Source organism: Nocardioides sp. P4_G10, from assembly GCF_056401175.1.
Genome location: NZ_JBFUJV010000008.1, coordinates 126,706 through 137,971, shown reverse-complemented (window position 1 = coordinate 137,971; position 11,266 = coordinate 126,706). Strand labels below are relative to the sequence as shown.

Below are 11,266 nucleotides of genomic sequence, written 5' to 3'. Positions count from 1 at the left end.
ATGCGGATCGTCGTCCTGACCGGTGCCGGGATCTCCGCCGAGAGCGGGCTCACCACGTTCCGCGACTCGGGCGGCCTCTGGGAGGGCCACGACCCGATGCAGGTCGCCACCCCGGAGGCGTACGCCGACGACCCCGGGCTCGTCCAGCGGTTCTACGACGCCCGGCGGGCGGCGCTGTCGCAGGTCGAGCCCAACGCGGCGCACCACGCGCTCGTACGCCTCGAGGACGCCCTCGGCGACGACCTTCTCGTCGTGACCCAGAACGTCGACGACCTCCACGAGCGGGCCGGCTCCCGACGGGTGCACCACATCCACGGGCGGCTGCAGTCGGCCTGGTGCACGCGCTGCGGCGAGCGCCACGAGTGGTACGACGCGCTGGCGGACGGACCCGCCTGTCCCGCGTGCGGCGTGGCCGACCTGCGTCCCGACATCGTGTGGTTCGGCGAGATCCCCTACGGCATGGACCTCGTCGAGCAGGCGCTGGAGGAGTGCGACCTCTTCGTCTCGATCGGCACGTCGGGCGTCGTCTACCCGGCAGCGGCGTTCGTCCACTGGGCTCGCGGCGCCACCCTCGAGCTCAACCTCGAGCCCAGCGCCGGCGCCACCGACTTCGCCGAGTCCCGTCAGGGTCCGGCCACCCGCCTCGTGCCCGCCTGGGTCGACGAGCTGCTCGCCTGACTACCCGCCCCCAAGGACGTCCCGCGCCCCTGACACCGTCAGGACCCTGAGCCGGCCCGAGGCACGAGCGGCCGGAAGTTCAGCCGGACGCGGGTGCCGCGACCGAGCGTCGACTCGACCTCGATGCTGCCGCCGTGGCGCTGCATGATCTCTCGCACGATGCCGAGGCCGAGGCCCGTGCCGGGCCGCATCAGCGCCGCCTCGTTGGTCGAGCGGAACAGCGGTGCGAAGAGGTTGGCCTGGTCGGCCTCGGAGATGCCGAGCCCCTCGTCGTTGCAGACGAAGGACAGCCCGCCGTCGGGCCGGCGCTCGACGCCGATCCACACCTCGTGGCCCGCGTCGGAGTACTTCACCGCGTTGTCGACGAGGTTCGACACGGCGCTGGCGATCTCGCGCGGGTCGCCCAGGACGACAGCCTCGCCGAGGTCCCCGACGAGGTGCAGCGTGATGCCGGAGCGCTCGGCGACCGCGGTCATCGCCGCGAGCGTCTCCTCGACGACCGGGACCAGGTCGACCTGCTGCATGGCGGGTGGGTGCTGCGGGTCGCTCACCTGCGACAGCATCGACAGCCCCTGGAGCAGGTCGCCCAGCCGCTCGCTGGCCCGCACGATGGCCTGGGCACGCCGCTGGTCACGCTCGTCGATGGTCTCGCTCGAGGCCAGGAACTCGGCGTTCGCGGCGATGACCGTCATCGGGTTGTTGATCTCGTGGGTCAGCTCGCGGAGGAACCAGTGCCGCGCCACCTCCAGCTCGCGGAGCTCCTCGAGCAGGTGGCGCTCGCGCTGGGTGGCCTGCGCGTTGGCGATGGCGCGACCGAGGTCGTGGCCGAGCTCGAGCGCGGCGACGCCCTCGCCGTCGGTCCAGCGGCGCGACCCCGTGCGCCGCGCGCACATCAGCATGCCGAGCACCTTGTCGTCCACACCGACGGGAGCGACGACGACAGCCTCGAAGCCGGCCTTGTCGAGCGCGGTCGTGAACCAGTCGGCGTACGACGCGAGCTCGAGGTCGCCCCAGACGTGCCCGGGCTCGATGATGAGCACCCGCTGGTGGGTCCACGCACGCGCCGCGGCCTCGTCGAGGGCTCGCCGCACCTCGGGCGCCATCTTGAGGCCCAGGCTGTCGGGGGTGCCGGTGTCCTGGTCGATGAAGACCCGGATCTCCAGCTCGTCGACGTACAGCGCCGCGAGCAGGGTCGAGCGGGCCTCGCGCAGGAGGTGGTTGACGTCGTGGCGGGCGGGGTTGGACCGGGCGAGCCGGCGGGTGGCCCGGATGACCCGCATGTGGTCGGCGTACTCCTCGCGCTCGACGACCGTGAGGATCGAGCGCAGGGTCGTGGCGAGCTCGTGGCTGATGTCGAGGAGCCGCGCGTCGTCGGGCCGCGAGAGGTCGCTCGGGACGTCGAGGTAGAGCAGCGCGCGCAGGTCGCCGCGCTCGTCGTCGATCGGGGCGACGAGCATGTCCATGGGGTGCCAGTCGCCCTGCTCGCCGGCGGCCGTGATGTCGGGGACGACGATGACGCCGTCGATGCGTTCGCGGATCTCCTCGGAGAGGTTCTCGAAGGGGATCCAGAGGAAGTGGCCGTGCTCCTCGCCCTGGGCGAAGACGAGCTGCATGTCGGACAGGCGCGACGCCGTGCCGAGGCGATCCTCGGCGCTGACCGGGTCGCCGTGGATCGCGACGAACTCGAGCAGACCCTTGGGCCGCACCACCTCGATCGCGCACACGCGGAACCCCGTGCGGGTGGCGGCTTCGCCGGCCAGGGCGTGCATGAGCGCGCGCGCACGCGCGTCGCCCCAGCTGAGGTCGCGCGTCCTGCGCTCCCCTGTCCGCACCTGTTCCATGGCGTCTCGCCCTCCCACCCGCCACGTGGATCGTAGGCGGGCCGTGGTGGGCACCGGACCGTTTTGCGCAGGTTGTGGCCTGCGCCGTGGACGAGCTGGTGCCGGGTCGGCGCCGCGTCAGTGCGCCGCGCGGGGGCCGCGGACCGGCAACCACACGGTGAACGTCGTCCCCTCACCGAGCACCGACGCGACCTCGACCGTCCCGTCGTGGCCGGTCACGACACGCTCGATGATCGCGAGCCCGAGGCCGGTGCCCGGGCGCTTGCGCGCCTCGGCGCTGCTCGAGCGGAAGAAGGGGGTGAACACCTTGTCGACCTCGGCGGCGGAGATGCCGATGCCGGTGTCAGTGCAGGTGATCAGCACGCCGTCGACCCCGTCCGCCGTCCGGCGCGAGACGTCCATCGCGACCCGTCCTGCCTCGGGGGTGTACTTCACCCCGTTGGACAGCAGGTTGGAGACCATCCGCTGCAGCCCCGCCGACTCGCCCGTCACCACGAGGTCGTCGGCCACGACGGTCTGCATCTCCACGCCGGCCCTCGCCCCCATGGGTGCGAGGAAGTCGCTCGTCTCCCGCACCAGGTCGGAGAGGTCGACCTCGCCCATCGGTGCGCCCCGGTCGGGATCGCTGACCGAGGCCAGGGTCATCAGGTCCGCCACCATGTCCTCGATGCGCCGCGCCGCCCGGTCGAGCGCCTCGAGCGAGTGGCTCGACTCCTCGGAGTGCGTCTCGAGGCCCAGCAGCTCGAGGTGGGAGAACAGCACGCTGACGGGGTTGCGCAGCTCGTGCGCGAGGGTCAGGACCATGTCGCGGCGGTAGTCGTTGACGTCGCGGAGCTCGATGTTGAGCGCGCGCTGGCGCTCCATCAGCCGCGCCTCCAGCAGCAGCCGGCCCAGGTCGGAGGCGACGGTCGTGGCGGCGTTGATCTCGGAGGCGTTCCAGCGCGGTGCGTCGGCCGTCCGGCCCATCGACAGCGTGCCGAGGTACTCCTCGCCGGCGCCGATGGGCACCAGCAGCCCCGACCCGAGGCCGTACGTGTCGAGCAGGCGCGTGAGCGACGGCGGGGTCTCGATGGACTCCTCCTTCATGCTCCACGTCTGCTGCCGCTCGACGACGACGTGCCCGCGCCGTGCCCATTGCCCGCGCATCAGCTCCGTCACGTGGCGCCGTTCCTCCTCGATGCCCGGCACCTCCGACCCCGCCGCGATCACGTCTACGGTCGCGACGTCCATCGCCTCGACCATGGCCCGCGACAACTCCCTCGACAGGTCCTCCACGCCCAGCCCCGGTCGTACGCTCTCGATGGCGCGCCGCGCCTGGGTGACCATCCGCACCTGCTCGCCGTAGAGCTCGCGCTCGACGATGCTGATCACCGCCTCGAACAGCACCCCGGCCTCGGCGTTGATCGCCGCCGCGCCCTCCGGCGTGGGACGCAGCCCGGTCAACGGTTCGTCGAGGTAGAGCAGCCCGCGCAGCTCGCCGTCCTCGTTCTCCAGCAGGCGCACCATCTGGTCGTCGGGGTCCCAGCCGTTGGGGAGGCCGGAGGCCGGCACATCGGGCCGGTGGCCGTACTCGTCGAGCCAGGCGCGGGTCTCGTCGTCGAGCCGCTCGCTCGGGATGTGCCTCCAGCCGGCCAGCTCCACGCCCAGCTTGCGGATGTGGTCGAGGGCGAGGGGTGAGGCCTGGCCGAGCATCTTGTCGCGGGCGGCGTCGTCGCCGGCGATCGCCACGAACTCCAGGTAGCCGTCGGAGCGCAGCGCCTCGATCGCCACCACCTTGTGGTGGGTGCGCTTCGCGAGGTCCTCGGCGATGGCGTGCAGGACCGCGCGCTGGGCCTCGTTGCCCCACGCGCGTGCCCGCGGGCGTACCCACAGCCCGTCGTCGTCCATCACCGCTCCCCCCGCCGTCCCGAGCCCGACGACCGCGAGGCTACGCCGAATCCGGTCCGTGCGGACCTGCTTCCGGGTGATGGGCACGGCTAGGTGACTCGCGGGTAACATAGCCGCATGAAGCGTGAGATCTACGACGAGGACCACGAGGCCTTCCGCGCCTCGGTCAAGCAGTTCCTGGACCGCGAGGTCACCCCCCACCTCGAGACGTACGCCGCCAACCACGGGCTCGACCGCGACTTCTGGCTCGCCGCCGGCAAGCAGGGCTTCCTCGGCCTCGAGATTCCGGAGGAGCACGGCGGCTCCGAGGCCGGCGACTACCGGTTCAACGCCGTCCTCACCGAGGAGYTCGCCAAGGTCAACATGACCCTCCCGAGCTGCGTCGGCATCCACGCCGACATCACGGTCCCCTACCTCGTCCACCTCACCAACGACAAGCAGCGGGCCCGCTGGCTGCCGCGCGCCGCGACCGGCGAGCTCGTCACGGCCATCGGCATGACCGAGCCCGGCGGCGGCTCCGACCTCGCCAACCTCCGGACCACCGCCGTCCGCGACGGCGACGACTGGGTGATCAACGGCTCCAAGACCTTCATCACCAACGGCGGCTCGGCCGACATGGTGCTCGTCGCGGCCCGCACCAGCCCGGAGAAGAAGGCCAAGGGCATCTCGCTCTTCGCCGTCGACACCACGCTGGACGGCTTCAGCGTCGGCCGCGTGCTCGACAAGGTCGGCCAGGACGACTCCGACACCGCCGAGCTGTCCTTCGAGGACGTGCGCGTCAGCAACGACGACCTCGTCGGTCCGCTGGACACCGGCTTCATCTCGATGATGCGGTTCCTCCCGCAGGAGCGCCTCGGCTCGGCGATCACCAACCTCGCCCACGCCAAGCAGATCCTCGAGGAGACGGTCCAGTACGCCAAGGACCGGCAGGCGTTCGGCCAGCCCATCGGCTCGTTCCAGAACACCCAGTTCCTGCTCGCCGACCTCGTCACCCGCGTCGACGTGACCCAGGCGTTCGTCGACCAGTGCGTCGTCGCGCACACCAAGAAGGAGCTGACGCCCGTCGACGCCGCCAAGGCCAAGTGGTGGACCTCGCAGGTGCAGAACGACGTGCTCGACCACTGCGTGCAGGTCCACGGTGGCTACGGCTACATGAACGAGTACCGCGTGGCCCGCGCCTGGCGCGACGCCCGCGTGACGAAGATCTGGGCGGGCTCCAACGAGATCATGAAGATGCTGATCGGCCGCGACCTGGGGCTCTAGGCACGTGACGCGGATGTTCGTGGCGGTCGTGCCGCCCGAGGAGGTCGTGGAGGACCTCGAGACGTTCCTGTCGGCGCGACGCGAGGCCGCGTCGTTCCGCTGGTCCGCCGCGGAGCAGTGGCACGTCACGCTGGCCTTCGCCGAGTCGGTGCCGGAGCGGGCGCTCGACGGGCTCGACGAGCTGCTGGCCCAGGCGGCGGAGCGGCGGGCGTCGTTCGGGATGCGCATCACCGGCGGCGGCGCCTTCCCGCACCCCGACGCGGCGCGGGTCCTGTGGTCCGGCCTCGAGGTCGACGACGGGGCGGGCCTCGACGGGTTCGCCGCGTCGTGCCGCGCCGCGATGTCCCGCGCGGGAGCCCGCGTCGACGGACAGCGGTTCCACCCGCACCTGACCCTCGGCCGGCTCGGTCGGCCGGCCAACGTCACGTCGTGGGTCCGGCTCCTCGACGCCTATGAAGGCCCCCGCTGGCAGGTCGACGAGGTCGCGCTCGTGGCGTCGTACCTCGGCGAGGGCGCCCGCCGCCGACCGCGCCACGAGGTCGTCGGGACGTACGCGCTCGGCTGACGTCGTGCGCCGGGCAGCCAAGCCTCACCTTCGTTGCGCGGGGCACCACTGGGAGCGACGATCGGAACGTGAGTGAGCGAAGCGAGCGAGCCATCCGACACAGTGCCCCGGGTGCCTCATGCGCGCACGGAGCGAAGCGAGTACGTGCATGAGCATGGAGATCGGAACCGACGAGGATCCCCGGCACTTCCACGAGGAGCTGGGTGACAACGTCGGCACGCGCCTCAACTGGCTGCGGGCCGCGGTGCTCGGCGCCAACGACGGCATCGTCTCCACCGCCGGCGTCGTGATGGGCGTGGCCGGTGCCACCGACGACAGCGGCGCGATCGTGATCGCCGGCATCGCTGCCCTGACCGCGGGCGCCCTGAGCATGGGAACGGGCGAGTACGTCTCGGTGAGCACCCAGCGCGACTCCGAGAAGTCGATCCTCGGCCTCGAGGCCGCCGAGCTGCGGCAGATGCCCCAGACCGAGGAGCGCGAGCTCGCCGCGATGTACGTCGAGAAGGGCCTGTCGCCGGAGACGGCGGAGAAGGTCGCCCGCGAGCTGACCGAGCACGACGCGCTGCGCGCGCACGCCGACATCGAGTTCGGCATCGACCCCGACAACCTGACCAACCCGTGGCACGCCGCCTGGGCGTCCATGCTCGCCTTCACGGTCGGCGCGCTGCTGCCGCTCCTCATCGTGGCGTTCGTCCCCGCCAGCGTCCGGGTGCTCGTGACGGTCCTCAGCGTCGTCGCGGCGCTGGCGCTCACCGGGTTCGCCAGCGCGCGCATCGGCTACAGCCCGCGCCTGCCTGCCGTCGTGCGCAACGTGTCGGGCGGCCTGCTCGCGATGGGGGTCACCTACCTCATCGGCACGCTCGCCGGCACCACCCTCGGCTGACCGCTCCCCCGCTGGTCGAGGCGCCGGCGGGGCCGATCAACCGAGGGCAGCGACGATCTCGTTGACCTTGTCCTTCGCGTCGCCGAAGAGCATCTGCGCGTTGTCCTTGAAGAACAGCGGGTTCTGCACGCCGGCGTAGCCGGTGGCCATCGACCGCTTGAAGACGATGACGTCGCGGGCGTTCCAGACCTCCAGCACGGGCATCCCGGCGATCGGTGAGCCCGGCTCCTCGAGCGCGGCCGGGTTGACCGTGTCGTTGGCCCCGATCACGAGGACGACGTCGGTCTCAGGGAAGTCGTCGTTGACCTCGTCCATCTCCAGCACGATGTCGTACGGCACCTTGGCCTCGGCGAGCAGCACGTTCATGTGACCGGGCAGGCGGCCCGCGACGGGGTGGATGCCGAAGCGGACGTCGACACCCTTCTCGCGCAGCTTCTTCGTCATCTCCGCGACGGGGTACTGCGCCTGCGCGACGGCCATGCCGTAGCCGGGGGTGATCACGACCGACGACGCGTGGGCGAGCAGGTCGGCCACGTCGTCGGCCTGGATCTCGCGGTGCTCGCCGTAGTCGCGGGCCTCACCGGAGACGGCGCCGTCGGAGCCGAAGCCGCCGGCGATGACGCTCACGAACGAACGGTTCATCGCCTTGCACATGATGTAGCTGAGGATCGCACCCGACGAGCCGACGAGCGCGCCGGTGATGATCAGCAGGTCGTTGCCCAGCATGAAGCCCGCGGCGGCCGCCGCCCAGCCGGAGTAGCTGTTGAGCATCGACACGACGACGGGCATGTCGCCACCGCCGATCGCGGCGACGAGGTGGAAGCCGAGCACGAGCGCGAGGACGGTCATGACCGCCAGCGGCGCCATGCCGACCCAGCCGTCGGTGAGCATGAACCACACCATCAGCACGGCCGACACCACGAGGATGCCCAGGTTGAGCAGGTGGCGACCGGGCAGCGCGATGGGCGCGGACCCCATCCGCGCGCTCAGCTTGAGGTTGGCCACGATCGAGCCGGTGAAGGTCACCGCGCCGATGAAGACGCCGATGAAGACCTCGGCGTTGTGCACCGCGTCGGACTCCAGACCCACGCTGCTGTGGGCGGAGGCGACCTCGATGAACGTGTTGTAGCCGACGAGCACGGCAGCGAGGCCGACGAAGCTGTGCATCATCGCGATCAGCTCGGGCATGCCGGTCATCTCGACGCCTCGAGCCAGCCGGATGCCGATCACCGCGCCCACCGTGCCGGCGACCAGGATGATGACGAGCCCGATCACGATCGGCGTCTTGTCCACGATGAGGTCGTCGGTGAGGTAGTCGAGGACGAGCAGCAGCGTCGCGACCACGGCCAGTGCCATGCCGGCCATGCCGAACGCGTTGCCGCGGCGGGCCGTCTCGTGCTTGCTCAGGCCGGCGAGCGCGAGGATGAACAGGAGCGCCGCGAGGATGTAGGCGCCCGTGACGAACGAGACCACTGGCTCAGCCCTTCTGGAACATGTTGAGCATCCGCCGGGTGACGAGGAAGCCACCGAAGACGTTGATGCTGGCGAGCAGGATGGCCACCCCTGCGATCACCTGGACCGCGAGGTTGTCGATCGGGGCCTGCAGGATCGCGCCGACCACGATGATCCCGCTGATCGCGTTGGTGACGCTCATGAGGGGCGTGTGCAGCGCGTGGTGCACGTTGCCGATGACGTAGAAGCCGATGACGACGGCGAGCACGAAGACGGTGAGGCTGGGCAGGAAGCTGGGCGGCGCGAGGGTCGCGAGCGCGAGGAAGACCACGGCGCCCAGCCCGGCGGCGTACAGCCTGCGGCGCGGGTCCGGTGGTGTGGGGGGCGCCTTCTCGACCGGCAGGACCTGCGTCGCCTCGGCCGGTGCGGCGGAGACCTGCACCGGCGGCGGCGGCCACATGATTGCGCCGTCGCGCGTCACCGTGATGCCCCGCTGGACGACGTCGTCCATGTCGAGGGTGAGCTGCCCGTCCTTCTCGGGGGTGAGCAGCTTGAGCAGGTTGACGACGTTCGTGCCGTAGAGCTGGCTGGTCTGCGCGGCCAGCCGGCCGGCGAGGTCGGTGTAGCCGAGCACGGTCACACCGTTGGCGGTGACCACGCGCTCGTCCTTGACGGTGGCGGCGACGTTGCCGCCGTTGGCCGCGGCCATGTCGACCACGACCGAGCCGGGGCGCATCGCCGCGACCGTCTCCGCGGTGACGAGCAGGGGGGCGGGCCGGCCGGGGATCAGCGCGGTGGTGATGACGATGTCGGCGGCGCGCGCCTCCTCGTCGTACATCGCGGCGGTGGCGGCCTCCTGCTCGGCGGTCATCTCCTTGGCGTAGCCGTCGGCGGAGACCTCCTGCTCCATGTCGACGGTGACGAACTGCGCGCCCATCGACTCGACCTGCTCGGCGACCTCGGGGCGTACGTCGAAGGCGCGCACGATCGCGCCCAGCGATCCGGCCGCACCGATGGCGGCCAGCCCGGCGACGCCGGCCCCGACGACGAAGACGCGGGCCGGGGGCACCTTGCCCGCAGCGGTGACCTGGCCGGTGAAGAGGCGGCCGAACTCGTGGGCCGACTCGATCACGGCGCGGTAGCCCGCGACGTTGGCCATCGACGACAGCACGTCCATCGACTGGGCCCGCGAGATCCGCGGCACGGCGTCCATCGCCAGCGCGGTCACGCCGGCCGCGCTCAGCCGCTCGACCAGCTCGGGGCTGCGCGCCGGCGCCATCAGGCTGATGACCGTCGCGCCCGGACGCAGCCGGCCGACCTCGTCGTCCGTCGGCGCATTGACCTTGACCACGACGTCGCTCGACCACACCTCGTCGGCCGGCGCGACGAGCACGCCGGCGTCGGTGAAGGCGACGTCGGGCTGGTCGGCCGCCGCTCCCGCGCCCTGCTCCACCACGACGTCGTACCCGAGCGCGGCGAGCTGGGAGGCGGTCTTCGCCGTCGCGGCGACCAGCGTCTCGCCGGGCCTGGACTCACGGGGGATGCCGATGCGCACTGCTGCCTCCTGGGAGGGCGCTCGATGTCTAGGGTCTGACCTGCGGGGGTGTGGCCGGGCACAACGTACCGAAAAGGCCGGGCCCACACCGCTGTCTCATGTGGCGTGGACCACATCGACCCGCGGGTCGAGTGCGCTCGCGGCAGTAGTCGCCGCAGCACTGCGCACTCGACCCCGGGCTGTGGATGAGCCGAGCGGCGACGGTCCGCGCCACCGCAGACTGCCGCGATGGGGGATCGACCGTGGAGGCAGCTCGCCGAGGTGCAGGCGGGCCTGCTGAGCCACCGCCAGCTCCGCGAGCTCGGGGTGTCGCGCGGCGAGATCCGCAACCACGTACGTGTTGGGCGCTGGGCGACCAGGTCCGGGGAGGTGGTCAGCACGACGACAGGACCGCTCTCGCCCGAGCAGGCCCTGTGGCTCGGGGTGCTCCACGCCGGGTCGAGCGCGATGGTCGGGGCGCTGAACGCCGCCGGTGTCCGCGGGCTCCGCCGATGGGACCGGGAAGAGATCACCATCCTCGTCAGCAACCCGATGAGCTTCGAACCGCTCGCCGGCTACCGGTTCTTCCGGACGAGGAGACCCTTCAGGTTGCTGGTCGGCGCGGGTGAACTGCCCATGTGCCGCCTCGAGCCCGCCGTGCTGATGTTCGCCGCCCACGAGCCACACCTGCGTACGGCACTGGGAGCCGTCACCGCGACGGTGCAGCAGCGGCTCACGACCGCCGACGCCCTGGTCGAATGGGTCGACCGGCTCGCCCCCCTGCGCCGCTCCCGGGACCTGCGCGACCTCCTCTCGGACGTCGGCGACGGTGCCCACTCGATGGCAGAGGTCGACCTGCGCAAGGCCTGCCGCGCCTACGGCGTCCAGCCCCCCAGGTCCCAGCGGTCGCGGACCGACAGCCGCGGACGGCGGCGCTACACCGATGCCGAGTGGCGACTGGCTGACGGTCGCGTGCTCGTCCTCGAGGTGGACGGTGGCGTGCACGACGACCCGCAGCAGGCGACGCTCGACCGCCGGCGCAACCGACAGCTCACCAACGTCACGCGGACGGTCGTGCAGTGCTCGGCCTGGGAGATCCGGCACGAGCCCTGGGAGGTGATGCAGGACCTGCTGGCGCTCGGCGTACCCCCTGTGGGTTGAGT

Annotated in this window: 9 protein-coding genes; 5 read left to right on the top strand and 4 right to left on the bottom strand. The window is 71.5% G+C overall.

Features of this window, described 5'->3' with window-relative positions; genetic code table 11:
- Positions 1–678: an NAD-dependent deacylase gene (locus AC1DP1_RS11255; protein ID WP_477506929.1), complete on the top strand. Its 678-nt coding sequence runs from the start codon at positions 1–3 to the stop codon at positions 676–678.
- Between the two features lie 38 nt (positions 679–716).
- Here the strand turns inward: AC1DP1_RS11255 and AC1DP1_RS11250 are convergent, their stop codons facing one another.
- Together AC1DP1_RS11250 and AC1DP1_RS11245 are read right to left on the bottom strand one after the other, a co-directional pair.
- Positions 717–2,519 (bottom strand): sensor histidine kinase, encoded by a 1,803-nt coding sequence (locus tag AC1DP1_RS11250; RefSeq protein ID WP_477506928.1) that lies wholly within the window; start codon positions 2,517–2,519, stop codon positions 717–719.
- 117 nt (positions 2,520–2,636) lie between these two features.
- On the bottom strand, positions 2,637–4,493 hold the full coding sequence (locus AC1DP1_RS11245; RefSeq protein ID WP_477506927.1) for a sensor histidine kinase: 1,857 nt from the start codon (positions 4,491–4,493) through the stop codon (positions 2,637–2,639).
- 30 nt (positions 4,494–4,523) lie between these two features.
- On the opposite strand from AC1DP1_RS11245, the gene AC1DP1_RS11240 reads away from it, so the two are divergent.
- From AC1DP1_RS11240 to AC1DP1_RS11230, 3 genes are all read left to right on the top strand, one after another.
- Complete coding sequence (locus tag AC1DP1_RS11240) at positions 4,524–5,669, top strand: acyl-CoA dehydrogenase family protein (RefSeq protein ID WP_477506926.1); 1,146 nt, start codon at positions 4,524–4,526, stop codon at positions 5,667–5,669.
- A gap of 13 nt (positions 5,670–5,682) precedes the next feature.
- Complete coding sequence (gene thpR, locus AC1DP1_RS11235; protein WP_477506956.1) at positions 5,683–6,234, top strand: RNA 2',3'-cyclic phosphodiesterase; 552 nt, start codon at positions 5,683–5,685, stop codon at positions 6,232–6,234.
- Between the two features lie 154 nt (positions 6,235–6,388).
- A complete protein-coding gene (locus tag AC1DP1_RS11230; protein ID WP_477506925.1) occupies positions 6,389–7,117 on the top strand; it encodes a VIT1/CCC1 transporter family protein in 729 nt (242 codons plus the stop codon).
- A 36-nt stretch (positions 7,118–7,153) separates the two neighbouring features.
- Here the strand turns inward: AC1DP1_RS11230 and pntB are convergent, their stop codons facing one another.
- A complete protein-coding gene (pntB, locus tag AC1DP1_RS11225; protein ID WP_477506924.1) occupies positions 7,154–8,644 on the bottom strand; it encodes a Re/Si-specific NAD(P)(+) transhydrogenase subunit beta in 1,491 nt (496 codons plus the stop codon).
- Positions 8,595–10,124, bottom strand: a complete 1,530-nt coding sequence (locus tag AC1DP1_RS11220; protein ID WP_477506923.1) for a Re/Si-specific NAD(P)(+) transhydrogenase subunit alpha — start codon at positions 10,122–10,124, stop codon at positions 8,595–8,597. Before AC1DP1_RS11220 ends, pntB begins: the two co-directional genes overlap by 50 nt.
- Positions 10,125–10,352: 228 nt before the next feature.
- Between AC1DP1_RS11220 and AC1DP1_RS11215 the strand changes: the two genes are divergently transcribed.
- Positions 10,353–11,264, top strand: coding sequence for a PDDEXK family nuclease (locus AC1DP1_RS11215; protein ID WP_477506922.1), 912 nt, complete (start codon positions 10,353–10,355; stop codon positions 11,262–11,264).
- Positions 11,265–11,266: the final 2 nt, after the last annotated feature.

Excerpts from the sequence above, each read along its gene's own strand:
- thpR (WP_477506956.1), top strand. The coding sequence starts at position 5,683 with ATGTTCGTGGCGGTCGTGCCGCCCGAGGAGGTCGTGGAGGACCTCGAG.
- AC1DP1_RS11230 (WP_477506925.1), top strand. The coding sequence starts at position 6,389 with ATGGAGATCGGAACCGACGAGGATCCCCGGCACTTCCACGAGGAGCTG.
- AC1DP1_RS11255 (WP_477506929.1), top strand. The coding sequence starts at position 1 with ATGCGGATCGTCGTCCTGACCGGTGCCGGGATCTCCGCCGAGAGCGGG.
- AC1DP1_RS11250 (WP_477506928.1), bottom strand. The coding sequence starts at position 2,519 with ATGGAACAGGTGCGGACAGGGGAGCGCAGGACGCGCGACCTCAGCTGG.
- AC1DP1_RS11215 (WP_477506922.1), top strand. The coding sequence starts at position 10,353 with ATGGGGGATCGACCGTGGAGGCAGCTCGCCGAGGTGCAGGCGGGCCTG.